Origin of the sequence: Nostoc sp. 'Peltigera membranacea cyanobiont' 232 (assembly GCF_002245985.1) — a bacterium.
GTDB lineage: Bacteria > Cyanobacteriota > Cyanobacteriia > Cyanobacteriales > Nostocaceae > Nostoc.
The window spans coordinates 12,854-34,541 of record NZ_NOLK01000013.1 but is presented as its reverse complement, the minus strand read 5'-3'; the positions used below and the strand labels follow the sequence as shown (position 1 = coordinate 34,541).

The 21,688-nt window shown below is 41.7% G+C and carries 16 protein-coding genes; 7 read left to right on the top strand and 9 right to left on the bottom strand.

Annotated features, from left to right (window positions below):
- Positions 1-38: 38 nt before the first annotated feature.
- Positions 39-1,202 (bottom strand): serine/threonine-protein kinase, encoded by a 1,164-nt coding sequence (locus CDG79_RS06655; RefSeq protein ID WP_094341440.1) that lies wholly within the window; start codon positions 1,200-1,202, stop codon positions 39-41.
- Between the two features lie 176 nt (positions 1,203-1,378).
- On the opposite strand from CDG79_RS06655, the gene CDG79_RS06650 reads away from it, so the two are divergent.
- Positions 1,379-1,855: an EamA family transporter gene (locus tag CDG79_RS06650; protein ID WP_223278030.1), complete on the top strand. Its 477-nt coding sequence runs from the start codon at positions 1,379-1,381 to the stop codon at positions 1,853-1,855.
- 4 nt (positions 1,856-1,859) lie between these two features.
- Here CDG79_RS06650 and CDG79_RS43440 read toward each other — a convergent pair whose 3' ends face one another.
- Positions 1,860-2,003, bottom strand: coding sequence for a hypothetical protein (locus tag CDG79_RS43440; protein ID WP_223278029.1), 144 nt, complete (start codon positions 2,001-2,003; stop codon positions 1,860-1,862).
- 57 nt (positions 2,004-2,060) lie between these two features.
- Positions 2,061-3,152 (bottom strand): calcium/proton exchanger, encoded by a 1,092-nt coding sequence (cax, locus tag CDG79_RS06645; protein WP_094341487.1) that lies wholly within the window; start codon positions 3,150-3,152, stop codon positions 2,061-2,063.
- A 532-nt stretch (positions 3,153-3,684) separates the two neighbouring features.
- Between cax and CDG79_RS06640 the strand changes: the two genes are divergently transcribed.
- A complete protein-coding gene (locus CDG79_RS06640) occupies positions 3,685-6,426 on the top strand; it encodes a DUF3536 domain-containing protein (protein WP_094341439.1) in 2,742 nt (913 codons plus the stop codon).
- A gap of 74 nt (positions 6,427-6,500) precedes the next feature.
- Here CDG79_RS06640 and CDG79_RS06635 read toward each other — a convergent pair whose 3' ends face one another.
- The 4 genes from CDG79_RS06635 to CDG79_RS06620 are packed head-to-tail and all read right to left on the bottom strand — an operon-like array spanning position 6,501 to position 8,633.
- Positions 6,501-6,746, bottom strand: coding sequence for a hypothetical protein (locus CDG79_RS06635; protein WP_094341438.1), 246 nt, complete (start codon positions 6,744-6,746; stop codon positions 6,501-6,503).
- Positions 6,747-6,781: 35 nt separating this feature from the next.
- Positions 6,782-7,027 (bottom strand): HNH endonuclease, encoded by a 246-nt coding sequence (locus tag CDG79_RS06630; protein ID WP_094341437.1) that lies wholly within the window; start codon positions 7,025-7,027, stop codon positions 6,782-6,784.
- 7 nt (positions 7,028-7,034) lie between these two features.
- A complete protein-coding gene (locus tag CDG79_RS06625; protein WP_094341436.1) occupies positions 7,035-8,132 on the bottom strand; it encodes a Gfo/Idh/MocA family protein in 1,098 nt (365 codons plus the stop codon).
- Positions 8,133-8,165: 33 nt separating this feature from the next.
- On the bottom strand, positions 8,166-8,633 hold the full coding sequence (locus tag CDG79_RS06620) for a DUF4870 domain-containing protein (protein ID WP_094341435.1): 468 nt from the start codon (positions 8,631-8,633) through the stop codon (positions 8,166-8,168).
- A 510-nt stretch (positions 8,634-9,143) separates the two neighbouring features.
- Between CDG79_RS06620 and CDG79_RS06615 the strand changes: the two genes are divergently transcribed.
- Positions 9,144-10,634, top strand: coding sequence for a BamA/TamA family outer membrane protein (locus CDG79_RS06615; RefSeq protein WP_094341434.1), 1,491 nt, complete (start codon positions 9,144-9,146; stop codon positions 10,632-10,634).
- A gap of 77 nt (positions 10,635-10,711) precedes the next feature.
- Here CDG79_RS06615 and CDG79_RS06610 read toward each other — a convergent pair whose 3' ends face one another.
- Both CDG79_RS06610 and CDG79_RS06605 read right to left on the bottom strand, forming a co-directional pair.
- Positions 10,712-10,891 (bottom strand): hypothetical protein, encoded by a 180-nt coding sequence (locus CDG79_RS06610; RefSeq protein ID WP_094341433.1) that lies wholly within the window; start codon positions 10,889-10,891, stop codon positions 10,712-10,714.
- 146 nt (positions 10,892-11,037) lie between these two features.
- Positions 11,038-14,931, bottom strand: a complete 3,894-nt coding sequence (locus CDG79_RS06605) for a beta strand repeat-containing protein (RefSeq protein WP_094341432.1) — start codon at positions 14,929-14,931, stop codon at positions 11,038-11,040.
- A 513-nt stretch (positions 14,932-15,444) separates the two neighbouring features.
- Between CDG79_RS06605 and aroF the strand changes: the two genes are divergently transcribed.
- From aroF to CDG79_RS06585, 4 genes are all read left to right on the top strand, one after another.
- Positions 15,445-16,554: a 3-deoxy-7-phosphoheptulonate synthase gene (gene aroF / locus CDG79_RS06600; protein WP_094341431.1), complete on the top strand. Its 1,110-nt coding sequence runs from the start codon at positions 15,445-15,447 to the stop codon at positions 16,552-16,554.
- Between the two features lie 55 nt (positions 16,555-16,609).
- Positions 16,610-18,316, top strand: a complete 1,707-nt coding sequence (locus CDG79_RS06595) for an HAL/PAL/TAL family ammonia-lyase (protein ID WP_094341430.1) — start codon at positions 16,610-16,612, stop codon at positions 18,314-18,316.
- 289 nt (positions 18,317-18,605) lie between these two features.
- Positions 18,606-20,039: a cytochrome P450 gene (locus tag CDG79_RS06590; RefSeq protein WP_094341429.1), complete on the top strand. Its 1,434-nt coding sequence runs from the start codon at positions 18,606-18,608 to the stop codon at positions 20,037-20,039.
- A gap of 71 nt (positions 20,040-20,110) precedes the next feature.
- Positions 20,111-21,634: a class I adenylate-forming enzyme family protein gene (locus tag CDG79_RS06585; RefSeq protein ID WP_094341428.1), complete on the top strand. Its 1,524-nt coding sequence runs from the start codon at positions 20,111-20,113 to the stop codon at positions 21,632-21,634.
- The last annotated feature ends 54 nt before the right edge of the window (positions 21,635-21,688 follow it).

Sequence of the window (21,688 nt, the reverse complement as noted above, 5' to 3'; positions counted from 1 at the left end):
CCTACGTATCTGTTCAAAAATAAAATCGGATTTTTATATTAGGGGTTATTATTACCAAGATATTTGGCTTTTAATTCTTCTAATTCTTCATCTATTTTGCTTTTACTAGTAGGCTGAGATGTCGGGGTTGCTGGTTGTATTTTATTTGGTTGAGGTTTGTTGCCACCCAAAAATTGAGTTTTCATTTCCTCTAATTCTCGATCGATTTGACTAGGAGATGGCGATACAAATGCGGGTGGGGAATTAGGTGAAGATTGAGGGATAGGTTTTGGGGCGATCGCTGGCGTGGCTGCGACTTGCGACTGGTGATTTAAGTCTTTGAGAACTTCATCTACTGTTTGATAACGCCGAATGGGAATACTTTCTAGCATCTTGTTGAGAATGCGGCTCAACTGATTACTGATGGGAGTTTTCAAGTATTGCTGCCAAACCCAAGTATCATTGTTGGTATCATAGGAATCAAAGGGCGATCGCTGGGTTAATAAATTAATACAAGTCGCACCCAAACTGTAAATATCGCTGGCGAAAACAGCCCTACCTCTCATTTGCTCAGGGGCAACATATTCAGGACTACCAATACTTGTACCAGTTTTATTTAAGGCAGTGCCAGTGGCAGATTTAGCCGCACCAAAATCTACTAAAACTAGTTTGCGTTGGGCTTCGCCCTTGCCGTAGGCATCGCTCTCCCGTAAAATAATATTTTCTGGTTTAATATCGCGGTGAATTACGTGTCTCGCATGACAAAATTGCAAAACTGACAATAAATCATTTAATAGTTGCCGGATTTGCGTTTCACTAAAAGCACCCTTATGTGCTAATTCTTGGGCTAAGTTGTGCCCGTCGATAAATTCTTGTACAAGATACTGCCGAGCTTCTTGGGTAAAATATGCCAGGAGTTCGGGAATTTGGGGATGTTTGCCCAATTCATCTAACTGCACCGCTTCTTGGTTAAATAACTCTACAGCTTTAGCAAGAGTGTTAGTGCCTTGGGATTGGGGATAAAATTGCTTAATTACGCAGCGTGGTTTTGAGGGTTTATCCTCATCCACAGCTAAGAAGGTTTTGCCAAAACCACCTTGTCCGATTGGTTTGATAGCACGGTAACGTTCTTTGAGGAGTAACTTAGAACCGCAAGTCCGGCAAAACTTGACATCAGTAGGATTTTCAGGCTTGGGACAATGGGGATTAAGGCAGTAGCTCATATAGGCGATCGCTCTTATATGTTCTTATTTTCTCCTGTCCCAGGCAAAAGGGTGTAATTAACAGATTTTAAATTTTGGATTTTGGATTTGTGTCACCCACAAAAGGAACGTGACTTGGATTTAAGACTTGTCTGTAAATCAACGATCGCAGTTTGTATGCAGCAATGTAATCTAACATGAGCCTAAATGACATTGCTAATTTTGGTGAATCAGGAGGGAAGATGGAGAGCAACAGCAGAACGTGGTGGATATATGCATTATTTTCGGCTGGCTTTGCAGCATTGACAACTATCTTTGCCAAAATTGGGGTAGAAAATGTGAACCCTAATTTAGCAACAGCAATCCGAACTGTTGTTATCTTGGTAGTTGCTTGGGGGATTGTATTTTTTGAGGGAAACGCAGTTAATATCTTAGTCATCCCCCAAAAAACGATGATTTTCTTATTATTATCTGGACTAGCTACAGGTTTATCATGGATTTTTTACTTCCAAGCTTTACAAGCCGGAAAAGCTTCCCTGATTGCACCAATTGATAAATCGAGCTTGGTATTAGTTTTATTGTTTTCAGTGATTTTTCTGGGAGAACCATTAACCTGGAAGATTATTTTAGCAACTGGGTTGATAGTCATAGGTACTTTAGTTTTAATTATTTAAAGTCTTAACTAAGACTGGGAATTTTATCTTCTCCATTAAGTTTTGCTGTTTTTGAGTGAGAAAGAAGAGTTTTTTGTCTTTTGGGGTTAGAAAAACTATTGCTGATATCTGGTGTGGAAAATCTAAAATCTAAAATTGGCTCTGTCATGACTCACGATCGAGTGCGATCGCTTTGGGTTAAGCTATGAGCGATCGCACTGCTAAACTACCCCATACCTTCCATAACTGGATGGAAGTAGAAGGCGAACCCCAATACTGTATAGGCAGCTAATAATAAAGTGCCTTCGAGCCAATTGGACTTACCATCAGAACTGATACTGTTGGCAATCAAAACGGACACAACCACAGCTACTAATTCAAAGGGTTTGAAATCCAAATCCATTGGTTGTCCCAATATCCGCCCAGCTATCACCAACACGGGCGCGACAAATAGGGCAATCTGCATACTCGATCCTACAGCTACCGAAAGGGAAAGATCCATCTTATCTTTCATCGCCACGGTGACTGCTGTGGCGTGTTCAGCCGCGTTACCGACGATGGGAACTAAAATCACCCCTGTAAACAGCGTCGTCAAACCTAGCTGAGATGTAGCCACTTCTAGAGAATCGACCAACATTTCTGACTCAAGTGCCACTAGCAAGGTACATACTAGCAGCACCCCAACCCATAACTTCATATTTGGTTTAGCGTGAGGGATTTCCTCTTCTTCTGTCTCCGCTACACCCACATCATATAAATAGGAGTGGGTTTTCATCGAAAATAGCAGCGTTAAGCAGTAAACCAGAATTAATACAACAGCAACAGCAATAGAAAGATTTTGCAGTGTTTCTTCGTTAATTCCTTGAGAGGTATAATTCATCGCCGTTGGCATCAAAATGGCAATTACTGCCAAATTCATCGAAGCAGCATTCACCCGCGCCACAATTGGCTGAAATGTCTGTTCTTTGTAGCGCAGTCCTCCCAAAAGCATGGAAAAACCCATTACCAGTAGTAAGTTGCTGATAATCGATCCCGTGATACTGGCTTTAACTACATCTATTAACCCAGCATTCAGCGCTACGAGGGCGATGATTAATTCTGTTGCATTGCCAAAGGTGGCGTTTAACAACCCCCCCAATGATGGCCCCACTACAACAGCAATTTCTTCTGTGGCTGTACCCATCCAAGCTGCTAAGGGCAAAATTGCTAATCCAGCTGTAATGAAAACTAGCAATTCTCCCCACTCCAGAAAGTGGGCTGCTAGGGAAACTGGGATAAACAGTAATAAAACGAAAAGAATAATGTTTTTGGTTGACATTTGTTGTTTTGGGTTGAGGGTATCATTCACAGCGAGCAATCCTAAATTTTAAATTTGGAGTATTGAATTAACAATTACTTTCACTCAGCACTCCGACATGATACTCTCAACCGTCTGTAGAGCAATTCAGAAATTGTACTGTTTTCAGTTCACTACAGCGGATGTAAAATAAGATTGCGATTTAAGGAGTTTTCGTAATTTTTTGTTGCAAAAGTATGAATTTGAGCCAAATTATTACACCAAGAATGGGGTTTAATGTATTAAAAGACAATTAAATTTTTGATTTAGCGCTGCTAACGAAAAAACCCCTAACTGAGCCTTTGTTCAATGGCTAATTACTTTGAGCCTTCAGGCAATGGGCTGGGCGATAACGCAGATTTCCCACTACAATGAGAAAGATTTGTCAAAAATTTGGTTGGATTTCATATTCATAGTTCTTGTTTATACCGGATTTTGCGCCGAAGCCATTGGAGAAAGGTTTACGCACAATGTTTTCGGTGCAACTACAAGTTTTTGTTTTGGATAAATATACATGACTTCTGCTGACCAAATGCCAGCTAGCTCTGGCTCAACGTTAACATTACATTCAGATCCCAATAACACCAAAGAAAGCGATCCCCTGAGAAAGGCTAATGGTGTTTATGTGACGGTGCATGGTCATTTTTACCAGCCACCAAGGGAAAACCCTTATCTGGACGCAATTGAACGCCAACCGAGCGCTGCACCTTTCCATGATTGGAATGAGCGGATTCATTGGGAATGCTATCGCCCGAATGCCTTTGCCAGAGTCTTAAATGACCGAGGTGAAGTGGTGGGGATCGTCAACAATTATGAGTATTTCAGTTTTAATATTGGGGCAACGCTGATGTCGTGGCTAGAACGCTACGATGTGGAGGTTTATCAGCGAATTTTAGAGGCGGATACGAAGAGTAGCGATCGCTTGCATGGTCACGGCAATGCGATCGCGCAAGTATACAATCACATCATCATGCCTCTGGCGAACGAACGCGACAAATATACCCAAATTCGCTGGGGTAAAGAAGACTTCCGCTCCCGCTTTGGCCGCGATCCCGAAGGGATGTGGTTAGCGGAAACGGCTGTAGACTACGCAACCCTAGAAGCCCTTGTTGCTGAGGGGATTCGCTTCATTATCCTTGCACCGTCTCAAGCATTGCGTTGCCGTCCCCTCCCCACAGAAGATCGTTCCCATCCTGAATGGATCGAAGTCGGTGGTAGTCAAATTGATTCCACCCGTCCCTATCGTTGCTATTTGCAGCCCACACTAGACACTTCATCTTCACCTCTAAGTGCGATGGGCTACGCCCCGCCGGAGGCGATCGCTACTAGCCCCAAAGATGGCAGTAGAGAAGAATTACCCTACATTGATATCTTCTTCTACGATGGCCCGATATCGCGGGACATGGGTTTTAGTGATGTGGTTTATAATTCCAGTCATTTTGCCGGACGTATCGGTTCAGCAGTCCGTGGGGATCATCGTCCAGCCCAGTTGATTTCTGTGGCGACGGATGGGGAAACCTTCGGACATCACAAAAAGGGGACTGAGAAAACTTTAGCCTACGCCTTTACCAAAGAGTTTCCTCAACAAGGGTGGACAGTAACGAACTTCGCCCACTACCTCAGCTTAAATTCTCCCGGTTGGGAAGTGGAATTGAAGTCAGTCACAGCCTGGAGTTGCGCCCACGGTGTCGGCAGATGGGAAGATGACTGTGGTTGCGGTGGAGAAGGTGGTGTTTGGCATCAGAAATGGCGTCGTCCCCTGCGGGATGCCCTAAATTGGCTGCGGGATCAACTAACAGGGGTGTATGAGGAACATGGCAGGCAGTTATTTCGCGATCCCTGGCAAACACGGGATGAATATATCCAAGTCATGCGCGATCGCTCTGCTGCCAATGTTAACCGTTTTCTCGCCCGCCATCAAACCCACAAACTAACAGCAGCCGAACAAGTAGACGCTTTACGCCTATTAGAAATGCAGCGTCACGCTTTGTTGATGTTCACTAGTTGCGGCTGGTTTTTTGAAGAAATTTCCCGTCCAGAGGGGACGCAAATTATGCGCTACGCCGCCCGTGCTTTGGAATTAGCAGGGGAAGTGGCTGGTGTGCAGTTGGAAAAAGGCTTTGTCAAACGTCTTGGTTTAGCCCCCAGTAATGTGGATGAATTTAAACACGGTGCAGAAATTTATCGGCAACTCGTGTTAACTGCCCAGCTTGGCTTTAAGCAAGTAGCAGCCCATTACGCTATTACTTCCCTGTTTACTAATCAGAAACCAGCCCAGGCGCACAATTCTTTGCCCAGAAAAGATGTGGCTGACAAACAGTCGCAGCGTTACCACAAAAAGGTTTATTGCTATGCTGCCAATGAGCTAGATTACCAACTGCAACGCATGGGATCGCTAACTCTGGCTGTCGGAAATTTAAAGCTGGTATCAGAGATTACTTGGGAAAGCGAGCATTTGGTATTTGCGGTTCTGCATTTGGGAGGCTGGGATTTCCACTGCTGTATTCAACAATTTACTGGGCGGCGTGACTACAGCCAAATCAAAGAAAGGCTGTTTGAGGCACTCAAACAAGCTAGTGCGGCTCATACTATCTTGGTAATGACACAGCTATTTGGCGAAGAAGCTTTCAGCTTACAAAATCTATTTGCTGAAGAACGCCACCGAATTATGGGGCTGCTTAGTCAGGAAACGCTGACACGTTTAGGACAGTTGTATACCCAAGCCTACCGCGATAATTATGGCGTGCTGATGGCGTTTCATCGAGATGAAATAGCAGTACCGCAAGAGTTGCAGGTAGCAGCCGATATTGCTTTAGGGCATCGTTGTTTGATGACATTGCGATCGCTTGAGCAAGAGATTGCCGATCCCCAAAAGAGTTGGAGTCACATCTTAGAATTGGAAGCGATCGCTACTGAAGCAAAACATCTGCGTTGTCGGCTGAATATTCCTGACGGGAAACAGATGTTAGAACAGTTAATTGCGCGATCGCTTTGGCAATTGTTGCACGATGCTAATGGTAGCTTTAATGCAGATATCCAGCTATTGGAGCGGTTGATTGATGTCGGGGATCAACTAAATATTGACATTTCCCTACAGCGATCGCAAGAACTCTATTTTAGTTGTCTGCAAAGTCAGATTGCACCTGTGTGTATTACTAGCCTTGGCAATGAAGCAGATAATCAGTGTCTTCAGTTGCTCAAGTTGGGCAAAAAGTTAGCCGTTGATGTCAGCACAATCTCAAATCAGTTGGGATAGATGTAGGGTAGTAGGGTAAAAATCTCACACAGTAAGAGAAGGGGAAAATTTTCCCCTTTTCTTTTTAATTTACTTTACTTAGCCTGAGAGCGATCGCAATGGTAAGGATAAAGCCACTCACACCTGAAGAGTCCGTGGGTATGTTTCTCAAAAAAGGTTCCTGCATGGCGGTTAGGTGATATATCAATCCCAGCTTTCGTTTTAATCTCATATAGCCAGGGAAAGGCTATTACTAAAACAGCCATAAAAGTGAATGAGTAAAGAATCGAAGTTTTAATATTGAGGAATCTTCGAGAATTGCTATTCTGATTTTGAGGCATAGAAATGAGAAATTAATCGCCCATACCATCCTAACTTAAAGCTGAAAATATCGTCGGAAGCGGGGGTCAATATTGTCTGTTTTCTGCTGATTACAAGTAATACAGAGAGTTTGTAAATTGCTGATATCGTTTTGACCACCACGGGCAAGGGGAATGATATGGTCAATACTAAGGTTCGTTTCTGTAGTAGTTTTACCGCAGCTTTGGCATTGATATTTGTCACGTTCAAAAACATATTTCTTGACTTCCGGCGGTATACTAATACGGGGAGTTTTGCTCATTTGTTTTCTAATTGCTAAGAAATCCTTCTAAGCTAGGTACATCGACCCAACTTGCTTTTGTATGAGATTCATGGGATAAATCCATCAACAACTGAGAATAAATACCTTCTCGTAGTGAAGGTGTAATTTCCTGATTGCGTTCAATTCCTTGTATCCATTGGTCTATTACGCGGATAAATGCCGAAATGCGTCCATCAGCATAATTTTTGGGGAAAATTAACCGATTCGGTATTTCTATTTCCGTTAAGGGTTTACCTGGCTGGGAACCCCAAACCCGAAAGCCGTGGATATAATCTTTTTGATTTTCACTACCCACAATTAATGTACCGCGATCGCCATATACTTCTACCCAATGGGTTCTTGATGCATGAACAACCGCGCTGATCGAAAGTTGGCAAGGTGTACCATTTGCTAATTCCAGGGTTAATATACAGTTATCATCTGTATTCACTGGCTTAGATTTCCCACTAACAGGGTCAACTCGTGTAGGAATCGCAGTAGTTAAATGGGCGTTTAATCTACGCACTGGCCCGAATAACCAGTGAATGTAATCAAAGGCGTGAGAACCCAAAGAACCTAATGCACCGCCTCCTTTGTCTTTGTCAGAATACCAATTCCAAGGGCGTGAAGTATCAGCACGAGAAGAACCTAACCAATCAATTTTAATTAAGCGCAACTCACCCACATAATCTTCTAATAATAGTTCAGCAAATAACTGCCATGCTGGTACAAAGCGAAATTCAAAATCTACAGTCGCAATCACGCCTTTTGCTTTCGCTAACTGATAAAGTTCTTTAGCTTCAATTGCATTTAATGTTGTCGGTTTTTCTAATAATAAATGTTTCCCGGCTTGCAGTACAGTTTTTGCCATTTCATAGTGCAAAAATGGCGGTGTAGAGATGCTGACTGCTTGCACTTCTGGTAATGTCACAATATCAGCCAGGGAGTCGGAGGCGTGGGGGATATTATGGGATTCTGCTATGGCTTTGGCTTTATTTATATCTCGGTGATAAACAGCAACTACCTCAGTCCCAGGATGCGCTTGGAATCCGGGGATGTGGACTTTTTGACCAAATCCAGTACCTGCGATCGCAATTCCAATCATATAATTTTTGTTCCCATACTTATGTGATTTTTATTATCGTAAAACTCTAATTGTAAAAGGGTAACGATAATGCTCACCCTTGTAAGCTTTTACAGAGGCAAATGTCACTATAAACGATTGGAGTATGAGTTTGAACGAAAATAGTGACACAAGTACAATTAATAAGCCATCTAAAGTGTTTTTTATTTCATGGGCTGAACCATTATTAGTCACAACTAGACTCAAGCTAGTTATTAATAAAATTAAGGATATTGCTATGACAATCAAGGTATATAATGTTAAAGAAAATTGAAAATTTAAGGATTCCTTCCCTTGTAAATCAATCCAAGGATATTTTGCTTTTCTAAAGCGCCAAATCAAGAGGGGAGCTAAAAGATTTAAAGGTAAATATAAAGGGATGCCAAGAAATACTAAAAAAACCAATAACATCCATCCTAACAAAGCCGATAAATGACACAACACCGCCCAGATACGCATTTGTTGTTTAGGTTTTTGTCTCATGGCTTTTTATATGTAGGTGGATTTACCAGATAGTTACCCACTTTAATTATCTACAAAAAAGCTAAAAAAGAGCTTAAAAGCTGAGTATTTGTCTGTCATAGTTTTTGGGAAGAGGTTCTATTTCCCAGACTATAGCCTCTTGTGGCAGTAGCGCAACTTCAAAACTTTTGAGAACTCAATCGACTTGAGCGATGGCGTAACCGCCCGTCATATCAAGTCTGCTTAATCACTTACGATATGTCATTGCGAGTGAAACGGAGTGGAACGAAGCAATCGCTGCGGACTCTGCGATTACTTCACTTCGCTATCGCTGCGTTCGTAATGACAAGTATTTATCCAGACATGATATCAGAGGCGATCGCAACTTGAAAACAGTCTGACGGTTTATACTGAGTACTGGCGAAACAAGCAACTGGATTTTGGGATACTCAATAGCAAGGTTAATATAGAACTTACGCAAAAGAGATCCGCTCTCTGCTGTAAACTTAATAACACTAACGGATTTTCAATATGCGAGTTCAAATAACTGTAGTTGCGATCGCAGTAATGTTAGTAGGTGGTAAAAATCTAGAAGCCCTTGCAGACTCGCAACCTTCTACTGAAGATGGCGCTAGTGGGATTGTGACACTAGAAGCTACAAACCAAATAGGGGGAGGGTATGCCAAATATGGTGATTATATAGGAGTAACTTTAGGAGATAGCCAGACCCTGGAAATTTCCCAAAAAGTTGTCAAAGATATCCAGATACGTTTTACTAATGAAAAAGGTCTGCCAATCAGAGGGCGAACTCAGAAAGATTTTATCATTGGTTTGCTGAAACTCAAACCAGGTCAGATATTCCGTGAAGATTTACTTCAAGCAGACTTGCAACGATTGAGGAGATTAGAGTCATTTAATCAAGTCAATGTTTACCCTAAAGAAGATGCTTTCGGTGTTAATATTCTTTATGTAATCAAAGAGCGTAGCTTCCCTTCTCTCATCTTAGGAGGCGGTAATAACGATGACGTTGGGCTATACGGTCGGGTGGGTTATAGAGATGAAAATGTTAGCGGTCTGAACGATAAACTAGATACAATTTTGCAGTTTAGCACTAAAGATGTCCAATTTGACGGTCAATTTACTAGCCGTTATCGTTCTGAAGAACCAAACCGTTTAGGCTATAGCATTAGAGGTTTTCGTAGTCGAAATACATCGGGAACCTTCAACGACGATATCAGATTGGCTGACGGCAGCAAAGTGCGAGAAGGAAGATTTGGTGGTTCTGTGGCACTTTTACGATCTTTTGATGAGTGGGATACATCTGTAGCGCTTAACTATACCAGAATTAGCCTGCGTGATGGAGACTATAACGTTGTCCAGGTCGATAGATTGGGGAGTCCTCTATCTGTGAGCGGGACTGGAATTGATGACCTATTTACAGTATCATTTGCTGTATCCAGAGATCAACGCGATCGCCGAGACAATCCCACCCAAGGATCGATCCTCACCTTCAGCACAGAACAAGCGATTCCCATTGGACTGGGGAATATTTCCAGCAACCGCTTACGGGGAGACTATATTCAGTATTTTCCAGTCAGTTGGATAGGTAATGCTAGACCAACCGACAATCCAGAAATGTTGGCAATTAATTTACAAATTGGTACAACTATTGGAAACTTCCCACCAGCCGATGCTTTTAATATTGGCGGAATAGATTCTGTCAGAGGTTACGGTTATGGTAAAGTTGCCAGTGGCCGAAGTTATGGTTTAGCTTCGGTGGAATATCGGTTCCCAATTTTTCAGTCAATAGGCGGAGTTGTCTTTACTGACTTCGGCTCAGATTTCGGGTCTAGCGACAGCGTGCTAGGAGAACCAGGAGTGCTGCGAGGCAAACCTGGAAGTGGCTTTGGTTACGGCTTAGGATTGCGGGTCAACTCAACCTTTGGGCTAATTCGGGGTGACTTAGGAATTAGCGACCAAGGAGAAGTTAGATTTGAAGTTACTACAGGTCAGCGATTTTAATCTCATTAGTTTTTACTTTGCGTTTAAAATCGCTATGATTTTACGCAAAGCTTTACTCAGTAAAGTACTTCATTAATTCATAACGGATTTAATTTGACAATACCCTGCATTGTTAATGCGGTGGCTTGCATTGTTAATGCGGTGGTTTGCATTGTTAATGCGGTGGCTTGCATTGTTAATGCGGTGGCTTGCATTGTTAATGCGGTGGTTTGTATTGTTAATGCAGTGGTTTGCATTGTTAATGCATCGGCTTGCATTAAAAACGCTACGTTTTTAAGTGGAATGTCGGTGAGTGTGTCAGTTTTGGGATGTTTTTTATTTTTAAATTACACCACTTCTCTTTTTCACGATAGTTGGCTTTACATACTGCACGTAAACAAATAGAAAAGATAGATACATAGCATTAATTAGAACATTCTCGACTTAATAGCATCTGTCCATTATTCAGCCGATATAAACCTTGCGGTTCGATAATTGCATCGCCTTTCTTCCAGGGACGGGATGTAGTTTCAACACCTCTGACTTCCCCAGTTGTGTAGTTAGAAACCAAAACCCCAGGACGATTGGTAGTCAAAGCACCGGAACCTGTAATAGTAAAAGAGTTTTCTTGTCGCTTAGTGCTGCGTGAAATGCAACTATTAGCGATGAGTGCATTAGTATCAATGGCTGGAGGTAATTCGATGAAGCTGTTTTGCATGGAACTTGTATCGGGTGCGTTGATATTAACCGCACCTGCAACGCCTCGTTCTGAACTGGCGGTAATATCACTTCTTTCCGTTGGCTTTGTCCGCGACTCGATACCGAAGATACCTTGAGAATTGATTTTGACGTTTCCACCGATTCCGGTGAAAGCATTGGCTGTAATATCGCTGTTTTCTTCGGGAATGGCAATGATAAATTTTGAATTGATATCGATGTTACCACCATTGCCACCTAATTGCGCTGTCCCTGCGGTGGTCGAAATTTGGCTACTGTTACGCAATAATAAGCGATCGCTGGCAGTTAAATTAATATTTCCACCATCACCAGAGTTAGTTATTGCAGCAATAGATGCTTTGTTATCAAGCGTTGTGGAAACAGAATTAATATTAATATCTCCGGCTTTCCCTTGGCCAAAGCTGCTTGAACTGATTCCCCCGCGATTTAAAAATAAAGAATCTGTTGTCAGGTTAATATTACCTCCATTGCCAACAGCGTCTTGATTTACTGTACTAAAAACACCGCTAGAAAAACCTGTGGTACCAACACCGTCAATAAAAATGCGATCGCGTGCATCAATGCTAATATTACCTGCATTACCTTTAGAAATAGTAGCAGCATTAACTATTCCACCATTGGTTAAAGACAAAGAAGCTGCTGTCAGGTTAATATTGCCTCCTCTACCTTCAGCTTTACCTTCTAAGGTAGTAAAAACACCGCTTGCAGTTCCATTCCTACCGACACCATCAATCCCAATAGCATCGCCAGCATTAACTATAATGTCACCAGCATTACCTTTGCCAAAACTGCTAGCAGCAAGTTGTCCACCGTTGCTTAGTGTTAAGGAATTGGTTGTAATTTGAATATCCCCACCTTTGCCAACTCCAGCGAACAAATCACTAAAAACGCCAGTCGGTTTATTGCCAGTAGTACCATCGATAATTACAGCATCGCGGGTATCGATAAAGATATTACCACTATCACCTTGACCACTACTAAAAGCGGCGAGTTCACCACCATTTTTTAGAAATAATTCTCTGGCGTTGATCCGAATATTCCCAGCGTTACCCGTGCTACTGCTTACCGTAGGACTGCCTATGGAAGTAATTAAACTACTTTTCCCACCATCCAAAGTTACTGTATCACGGGCATTGATGGTGATATTGCCTCCATTTCCCTGTCCACCTGAGTTTCCAGCAATGGTTGCACCGTTAGTAACAGAAAGTGATCCTGTTGTAACTTCGATGTCACCTCCTTTACCTTCACCACTCAGCAATAAACTAAATAAACCACTCTTTGCATCAATAATTTGACCACTACTCAAAGTTACACCCTTGACGACACCATCAATTTTGACGGTATCACGAGCATTGATGCTGATATTCCCACCATTACCTTTTCCTCCGTCATGTGAAGAAGATATTGCACCGCCATTTGTGAAAAACAGCGATCCTGTTTCAATTTGAATATTTCCGGCGTTACCATTGTATCCTTCCGTATTGGCACCACTATATAAACCATTACCGCCAATTCCATCAAAAGTAATAGTATTGCCAACATCAAGAAAGATATTACCTCCATTTCCTTGTCCGTCGTTACTAGCATTTAATCGTCCGCCATCTTTTAATAGTAAATTACTTGCAGTGATGCGAATCTCACCACCATTACCTATCGGATTATTAGTACCGAAACTTGATACTGTACTGCCATCTTTTTGTCTCCCTCCAAAACCCGAAAATGTCACATTATCGCGGGCATTAATAGTGATATTTCCTGCATTTCCAACTCCAGCAGTAAAGCTAGATATTTCGGCACCATTAGTAACAGAAAGCGATCCTGTTGTAACTTGAATGTTTCCTGCTTTTCCAACACCTCCAATGTTTAAGTTGCCTTTCAAACCACTATACGAATCATAATCCTTATTATTAAGGTCAAACTTACCCGCGTCGATAAAAACGCCATCTAGCTTAACATTATCAGAGGCTTCGACGGTAATATTTCCGGCATTACCTTGTCCTGATTCAGTCGATACTTCACTGCCATTAGTTAACGATAGTGAACCTGTTTTCAGGTAAATATTTCCTCCGTTACCTACCCCCTCTTGGGACACACTACTACTAACATCGCTCTTAGTATTGAAGGCTATATTATCAAGGGCATTAATGCTGATATTCCCAGCGTTTCCTTTGCCAAAAATAATGCTATGAATATCGCCTCCATTGGTAGCTTTTAGCGTACCTGTCGTGATTTGAATATTACCACCATTACCTTGTCCTAAAATATCACTATTAAGGTAAGCATGATTACTTAGTGCAAAAGAGCTAGATTTGATATTGATATTACCACCATTACCTGTTGCTCCTGTAAATACAAAGCTACTAATTCCACTATTTAAATCATCTTTTTGATCTGCAACAGTAACAGCACCTTGAGCATTGATATTTACATTTCCTGCATTGCCTTGTCCGTAGAGACTAGCATTGATTTGTCCAGCATTTTGTAACGTCAATGTCCCAGTCGTAATATTGATATCGCCACCTTGACCAAATGCGCTTTGTTGCACTACGTTAGCGATGAAACCTTTATCTATTAACGTTGTATCTCCTGTGGCATTAATATTAATATCTCCACCTTTACTATTTGGAGTACCGAAACCTATATCTATTCCCGCTTTTAGTTTACTTTGCCCTGCTAAATTTACATTTCGAGCTTGAATTTTGATATTCCCGCCACCCTCACCGCGAACATTGACTTCTGCGCCATTACTCAACGAAACATCGGCGCGTTCAACATTTTCAGGTATAACTAAACCCAGATTATCACCCGCAATATTCAATCCCACATTTCCCGGTGCAGCCAAACCTACTAACTCAACATTTCCGCCATGAGCCTGAATTCCACCACCATCAATATTGATATTTCCACCAACAAGCAGCAAACTTTTACCATCAGCAACTTGCAAACCCCTAAGATATCCACCGATGGGATTAATCGCTACAGGTGTTTGAGATTGATTGATAATTCCCCCATTTACTTGGATTTGATTAAACAGCAATACTGAAGGATTAATAGTCAACAACGGCACAGCTTGGGGATTTGTCGCACTAAAAACCCCTTGATTGCCAAACTGCAAACCGTTTGCAGTTGTCCCCACAAAGGAACCCTGCACATCTAAGCTGGCATTTTTCCCAAACACAATGCCATTGGGATTTATCAAGAATAAATTCGGGCTAGAATTACCAAATGTGCCGAGTGTTCCCAAAATTTCTGAACGGTTACTACCTGTCACCCGTGCCAAAATATTCTGAATATTTACGTTAGGGCTGAAAAAATATGCTCCCCGTCCCTCGCTGATATTAAATTCTTGAAAGCTGTGAAACAGATTGCTTTGGCGAGTTGCACCACCTGTAATTACTTCAATTGGTAGTCCTTGAAAGTTGCTTATAACTTGAGAAGACTCAGCCCCAAGTGTCTTATCGGGTATGATATTGCTTTGCTGCGCCTGAGCTTTACCAGTGAAGATACTGACAATCAACCAGCCCAGTAAACTTGCCAATCCGAACTGCAAACACTTGTGTAAACCGTATTGTTTAATCATAGGTGCGCTTTCATATAGATTACTTGAGTATCTAATAGAACTGCACCTTTCGATAATAAATAAGCGAATATTCGTTAATTATGCAGTTTTCTGCAATGAAATGACGATCTTGGGTCGGTCGGAGGCGATCGCATTCCTGCATTCTCTAGAGCAACGTTTTTAATGCAAGGTGCGGTGGTCAGATACCCAATTTCTTAAACAAGCCGGGTATCTTGCAACCCACGAATTATTTGTTTTAACAACCTTGTTCGGGTAATTTAATAGCGATCGCACTTCCTTTATTGATTGTTAGCAAAAATTGCAATACAGTTTTCTGCATTCTCCAGAGATGAAAACTGCACGCAAACAAGCAGAAAAGGTGGATGTGTAGCCTGAATATGTCAGATATTGTGTAACTCATTGGCAACAGTAAAACTACTGAATGCTAATTAGTCCCTTGCTTTTTAAGCTAGGTAATTACACAACTTAAGGTTTTTACAAGTTAATTGCATATTTTCAAAGGATGTGAAAGCGATGATTATCGTCATGAAATCCGGTTGTCCTCAAGAAGAAATTGAATTATTATTCACAGAGCTTTGTCGTTGGAGTATCGTGCCAGAATTGTCTGTTGGTAAACACAAAGTAGTAATTGTTTTGATTGGCGATACAACAGAAATTGACACGCAACAAGTGCAAAAGTTAAGCCCTTTTATTGAGCAAGTGCTGCGGGTAAATAAGCCATTTAAACGGGCTAGTTTGCAGTATTGTTATGGTGAACCCAGCAACGTAAAGGTGTTTACACCCTCTGAAACTGTTACCTTTGGTCAAAACCATCCTGTAGTCGTAATTGCAGGCCCCTGTTCTGTAGAAAGCGAAGAGATGATTGTGGAAACTGCGCTGCAAGTCAAAGCCGCAGGTGCAAAGTTTCTTAGAGGAGGTGCTTACAAACCACGAACTTCGCCATATTCTTTCCAAGGACATGGAGAAAGTGCTTTAGACTGGTTAGCAACAGCTAGATCGGTTTCTGGCTTGGGAATTATTACTGAGGTAATGGATGGGGCTGAATTAGAAATGGTTGCATCAGTTGCAGACATCCTGCAAATTGGCGCACGCAATATGCAAAACTTCTCTCTGTTGAAAAAAGTCGGTGCAACAAAGAAACCTGTGTTACTCAAACGCGGTTTGTCAGCTACTATTGAAGATTGGCTGATGTCTGCGGAGTATATTTTGGCAGAGGGAAATCCGAATGTAATTCTCTGCGAACGGGGAATTAGGACTTTTGATCGGGAGTATACACGCAATACTTTAGATATATCTGCAATTCCGGTTTTGCGTAATTTAACTCACCTGCCAATTGCTATCGATCCCAGTCACGGGACTGGTAAATCTGAACTGGTGACACCAATGGCGCTGGCGGCGATCGCCGCTGGTTGTGATTCGCTGATGGTGGAGGTTCACCCTAATCCCCAAAAAGCTCTTTCAGATGGCGCTCAATCGCTCAATTTTGCTAGCTTTGAGGAATTTATGAGAGAAATAACTCCCTTGGCGACATTCTTCGGTCGCTGGCAAAAACAGAAATACACAAATAGTTGGGAAACTCAGCACCCAATCCCCTTACCAAGTTGGAAAATTGGCGTTCTTTAATAATTGTTAACTTGTCGGTCAAAGCGGAAAACTTTAGTCAAAATATCTCAAAAACATGGATACACTTCGCTTAAATAAAAACACTGCTGTTAAAACTGGATTTTCTTTTATACACAATTGCGATCGTAGTGTGGTTGTAGGCGATCGCCATCTCACTGTTGAAGAAGTAATTAGTGTAGCGCGTTATGGGACACAGGTACGTTTAACTGACGATCTAGAAAAATTGGCTAATATCCAAGCATCCTGCGATTTTATTCACCATGCAGTTGAATCTGGCGAACCTATTTATGGGGTGACAACTGGTTTTGGTGGTATGGCAAATGTGGTGATTTCTCCTGAATCTGCGGCTTTACTCCAAAATAATTTGATGTGGTATCACAAGGTAGGTGCAGGAAAAAAAATACCTCTGGCTGATGTTCGGGCTGCAATGCTTCTCCGTGCAAACTCCCACATTACTGGTGCATCGGGGATTCGTTTAGAACTCATCAAGCGGATGCTGATATTTCTTAATGCTGGTGTTACACCTCATGTCTGCGAATTTGGTTCAATTGGTGCTAGTGGTGATTTAACACCTTTAGCATATATCACAGGGGCATTGATTGGTTTAAATTCCAGTTACACCGTTGACTTTAACGGTGAAGAAATGAATGCATTAACAGCACTAGAAAAGCTGGGTTTAGAGCCATTACAACTACTTCCTAAAGAAGGGTTAGCGATGATGAATGGCACCTCAGTCATGACAGGTATTGCTGCCAATTGCGTCCATGACACCAAAAATCTCTTAGCATTGGCAATGGCTACTCACGCCTTAGCTATTCAAGGTTTAAATGGAACTAATCAATCATTTCACCCATTTATCCATAAGCTGAAACCACATTCAGGACAAAAATGGGCTGCTAACCAAATGCTCAACCTGTTAGCAGGTTCACAGTTAGTTCGAGAAGAGTTAAATGGTTCTCACAACTATCGTGGCGAACATCCAATTCAAGACCGTTATTCACTGCGTTGTTTACCTCAATATATGGGGCCAATTGTCGATGGTCTTGAGCAAATTCAAAAACAAATTGAGGTAGAAATTAACTCTGTAACCGATAACCCGCTCATTGATGTAGAAAACCAAGCAAGTTATCATGGTGGCAATTTCTTAGGGCAGTACATTGGCGTAGGAATGGATCAATTGCGTTACTACATTGGGTTGTTAGCTAAACACTTGGATGTACAAATAGCCTACTTAGTAGCACCAGAATTTAACAATGGACTTTCTCCTTCTTTAGTAGGTAACAGAGACCGGCGTGTAAACATGGGGTTCAAAGGATTGCAAATTACTGGCAACTCAATTATGCCTCTGTTAACCTTCTATGGAAATTCCATAGCCGATCGCTTTCCTACCCACGCGGAACAATATAATCAAAATATCAACAGCCAAGGTTTTGCTTCGGCAAATTTAGCGCGTCAATCAGTAGAAATATTTCAACAATATATAGCGATCGCCTTGATGTTTGGCGTGCAAGCGGTTGATTTACGCACATACACAATTGTTAAACATTATGATGCCCGTGCCACGCTCTCACCTGCAACCAGGGATTTATATTTAGCAATCCGCGATCTAGTGGGACAACCACCTTCTGCTGACCAACCTTACATCTGGAATGACCACGAACAAGCCTTAGATGAACACATTGCCAAAATTGCAAATGATATCGCTAATGGTGGACAAATTGTGCAAGCAGTTAATGATATTTTGTTGACCTTACATTCCTAATACCATTTCTTTGTGAGGCTGTGCCAAATTTTCTTTCTTTGCGGTAGCCTGCGACAAGCCGCTTTGCGTCTACGTTATTCATCTAATTTGGCGCATCTACAGAATTTGTATAAGTCTCAATTCGTAACTCAGAAAATCACATGCAATCGAGTTTTAAAGTTTGCATCTGTAGGGGCGCAAGACTTTACAGCCCTGCTTTTAGAAAACTCATATTAGTTCAAAACTTGATGCAGTTTTAATCTGTTACGAACAGCCATAATTTTTCTAATTAAGTTGGAGAGAAAATATAATGGTTCAACAGAGCATCTACAAAAATGGATCTAAAAATCCTCCTGGGCCACCCAGTCTCCCGATTATTGGCTGCTTTCCACAAATGTCAACAAATCCGCTACAATTCCTGATTAATGCAGCGCGTGAATATGGTAGCGTTGTCCATCTGGGGGCAATCGGCCCGCAACAACTTTACTTAATTGCCGATCCAGATTGTGTGAAGTATGTCCTGCAAGAAAATCCTCAGAATTATACAAAAGGTGAAAATTTTCAGGACATAAAACTGGTAATTGGTGAAGGCTTGGTGATTAGCGAGGGTGATTCATGGCGTTATCAGCGTCACTTAATGCAACCATCTTTTCACCGCCAGCAAATTGCCGCAATGGTCAATGATATGACCCACCTTACCGACCAGATGTTAGAACGCTGGCAAAAAAAAGCAGTCGGTGCAGCTATTGATGTCTCTAAGGAAATGCTCTTTCTGACACAGAAAATTCTCCTAAAGACAACTTTGAGTATCGAAGCTGATAGTGATACCACTGAACTAACTCAGGCTTGGAATACTATCTACAAGTTCCTTAGCGATCGCTTGTGGGCTGTCATCAAGCCGCCTATTAGCTTCCCCACACCAAAAAACCGCCAGTTTAAACAAGCCATCAACACCCTCCGCACAGTTACTGACAACATCATCCAACAACGCAAACAAGGCAATCAGACTGCTCATGACATACTATCAATGTTCATGAGTACTCAGGATGAATCTGGCAAGGGATTGAGCGATCGGCAATTACATGACCAGATAGTTGGACTCTTTTCTGCTGGATTTGAAACCTCGGCTGTAACACTTGGCTGGATCTGGTACTTACTTTCTAAGTATCCCACTGTAGAACGCCGGTTACAGGCAGAACTGGTTATGGTATTGGCTGGAAGAACCCCGACCTTCGAGGATCTGCCGCACCTAAAATATACCAAAATGGTTGTCCAGGAAGCAATGCGACTTTATCCAGGTGCTTGGGTTTATGCCCGCAACAACTTGGCTGATGATTCGATTGGCGGCTATCATATCCCAGGTGGTTCCATGCTTTTGCTCAGTCCCTTTGTCACGCACCGCCTCCCTGCTTTTTGGGATAATCCTGAAGGTTTTGATCCTGAGCGATTCACACCAGAACGCTCTGTAGATCGTCCGCGTTATGCATACTTTCCTTTCGGCGGCGGTCAACGTCAGTGCTTAGGTGACATCTTTGCGTTAACAGAAATTCAGTTGATTGTAGCGATGGTGTGTCAACGTTTCCGCCTCAATCTCCTACCAGAACATCCAGTTGAGTGCCAGCCATTGCTAACTCTGCAAACACACAAAGGTATCCTGATGACACTGGAACCACGAACTGAACTTGATAAGGTTAGTCAGCGAAATACTCAAAAGACATTATTAACACTGAATTCTGACTCCTGAGTTCGGAATTCTTCTTATAAATGACTGTTGAAGTAGACAAAGGTAATGAATTTAAGTGAATTTTTTTAGCCATGAATATTGCCCATCATATCGAGCGGGGTTATCAATTATATCCTGATAAAATTGCTCTAATCTTTGAAGATAAATCTTTTACCTATAAACAGCTTAACAGGCTAGTAAATTCTGTTGCTAACGGGTTAAGTGGATTAGGAATTAAACAAGGCGACCGCGTAGTTTTGTTTTTGCCAAACATTCCAGAATTTATCATTTCTTATCTTGGCATTCTTAAAATCGGTGCGGTTGTCGTTTCTGTTAACGTCATGCTAAAAAGCAATGAAGTTAGCTACATTTTTAACGATTGTGCTGCTAAGGCAATAATTACCACAGAGTCACTGGTTGAAAATGTACCAGAGGTAGATTTACCCGAATTACAGCACATTTTAATTGCAGAGGGTAGCGCTAAAAAGGGAATGACTTTAGCAAAACTAATAGAAAGTGCTTCTCCTAATGCAAATGCTATTGAAATGGATCGCCATGCTCCTGCTAGCATTGTCTATACATCGGGAACAACAGGTTTTCCTAAAGGAGCGACTCTTTCCCACGGCAACATAATTTCTAATATGTATTCCCAAAACCGTTGTTGTGGAATGCAACCAAATGACCGATTGCTGCTTTACTTACCGCTATTTCATTGTTTTGGTCAAAATGCTATCCTCAACGCAGCATTAAACGTCTGTGCCACAATTATCCTGAAACGTCGATTTGACCTTGAGCAAGTACTTAATGCGATCGCTACTCATCAAATAACAATGTTCTTTGGGGTACCAACGGTATTCATCAATCTTCTAAATAGTGATTTATCTGGCTACAATCTCAATAGCGTGCGTTATTATTTTACGGCTGCGGCACCAATGCCAATAGAAGTTGCACAAACTTGGCAGGATAAATATGGAAAAGTCATCAATGAAGGATATGGTTTAACTGAAACATCACCATCTGCATCCTATAATCACGATTTGAAATACAAACTCGGTTCCATTGGCGCTCCCATCGAGAATGTGGAAATGAAAGTTATTGACGACAATGGTAATCAAGTAGAAGTTGGTGAATTGGGTCAGATTGTAATTCGAGGGCCTAACGTCATGCTTGGTTATTGGAATCGCCCACTTGAAACTGCTGAAGTGATTAAAAATGGCTGGTTCCATACTGGCGATATTGGTCGGGTAGATGAAGATGGTTTTTTCTACATTGTTGACCGCTTGAAAGACATGATTAATATGTCTGGATTTAAGGTATACCCAACTGAAGTTGAAAATTTGATTTATCAACACTCATCTGTTGCCGAGGTAGCCGTATATGGCGTTAAGGATGCTTTTAAAGGTGAGATAGTTCAGGCAAATATTATCCTGAAGCCAGGTCACATAATTAGCAAAGAAAAAATCCTTGAGTTTTGTTCTGAAAGAATGGCAAAATACAAGCTTCCCTGTAGCATTACTTTTGTAGATTCCCTACCAAAAAACCCAACTGGAAAAGTTCTAAAAAGAGTTTTGCGCCAGGAATCAAGCTCTCAATTGCTCTTGCCAACTAAATGCTAGTTGGCGCGAAGTACCCAATAAATGTAAAAAATAAACAAAAAGGAATCAAGGGTG

What these genes read in the sequence shown, in the direction of transcription:
- CDG79_RS06595 (WP_094341430.1), top strand. Translation starts at nt 16,610, where the DNA reads ATGGATACACTTCGCTTAAATAAAAACACTGCTGTTAAAACTGGATTT.
- CDG79_RS06610 (WP_094341433.1), bottom strand. Translation starts at nt 10,891, where the DNA reads ATGCAAGCCGATGCATTAACAATGCAAACCACTGCATTAACAATACAA.
- CDG79_RS06640 (WP_094341439.1), top strand. Translation starts at nt 3,685, where the DNA reads ATGACTTCTGCTGACCAAATGCCAGCTAGCTCTGGCTCAACGTTAACA.
- CDG79_RS06620 (WP_094341435.1), bottom strand. Translation starts at nt 8,633, where the DNA reads ATGAGACAAAAACCTAAACAACAAATGCGTATCTGGGCGGTGTTGTGT.
- CDG79_RS43440 (WP_223278029.1), bottom strand. Translation starts at nt 2,003, where the DNA reads ATGACAGAGCCAATTTTAGATTTTAGATTTTCCACACCAGATATCAGC.
- CDG79_RS06615 (WP_094341434.1), top strand. Translation starts at nt 9,144, where the DNA reads ATGCGAGTTCAAATAACTGTAGTTGCGATCGCAGTAATGTTAGTAGGT.
- aroF (WP_094341431.1), top strand. Translation starts at nt 15,445, where the DNA reads ATGATTATCGTCATGAAATCCGGTTGTCCTCAAGAAGAAATTGAATTA.
- CDG79_RS06655 (WP_094341440.1), bottom strand. Translation starts at nt 1,202, where the DNA reads ATGAGCTACTGCCTTAATCCCCATTGTCCCAAGCCTGAAAATCCTACT.
- CDG79_RS06590 (WP_094341429.1), top strand. Translation starts at nt 18,606, where the DNA reads ATGGTTCAACAGAGCATCTACAAAAATGGATCTAAAAATCCTCCTGGG.
- CDG79_RS06625 (WP_094341436.1), bottom strand. Translation starts at nt 8,132, where the DNA reads ATGATTGGAATTGCGATCGCAGGTACTGGATTTGGTCAAAAAGTCCAC.
- CDG79_RS06630 (WP_094341437.1), bottom strand. Translation starts at nt 7,027, where the DNA reads ATGAGCAAAACTCCCCGTATTAGTATACCGCCGGAAGTCAAGAAATAT.
- CDG79_RS06650 (WP_223278030.1), top strand. Translation starts at nt 1,379, where the DNA reads ATGAGCCTAAATGACATTGCTAATTTTGGTGAATCAGGAGGGAAGATG.
- CDG79_RS06585 (WP_094341428.1), top strand. Translation starts at nt 20,111, where the DNA reads ATGAATATTGCCCATCATATCGAGCGGGGTTATCAATTATATCCTGAT.
- cax (WP_094341487.1), bottom strand. Translation starts at nt 3,152, where the DNA reads ATGTCAACCAAAAACATTATTCTTTTCGTTTTATTACTGTTTATCCCA.
- CDG79_RS06605 (WP_094341432.1), bottom strand. Translation starts at nt 14,931, where the DNA reads ATGATTAAACAATACGGTTTACACAAGTGTTTGCAGTTCGGATTGGCA.
- CDG79_RS06635 (WP_094341438.1), bottom strand. Translation starts at nt 6,746, where the DNA reads ATGCCTCAAAATCAGAATAGCAATTCTCGAAGATTCCTCAATATTAAA.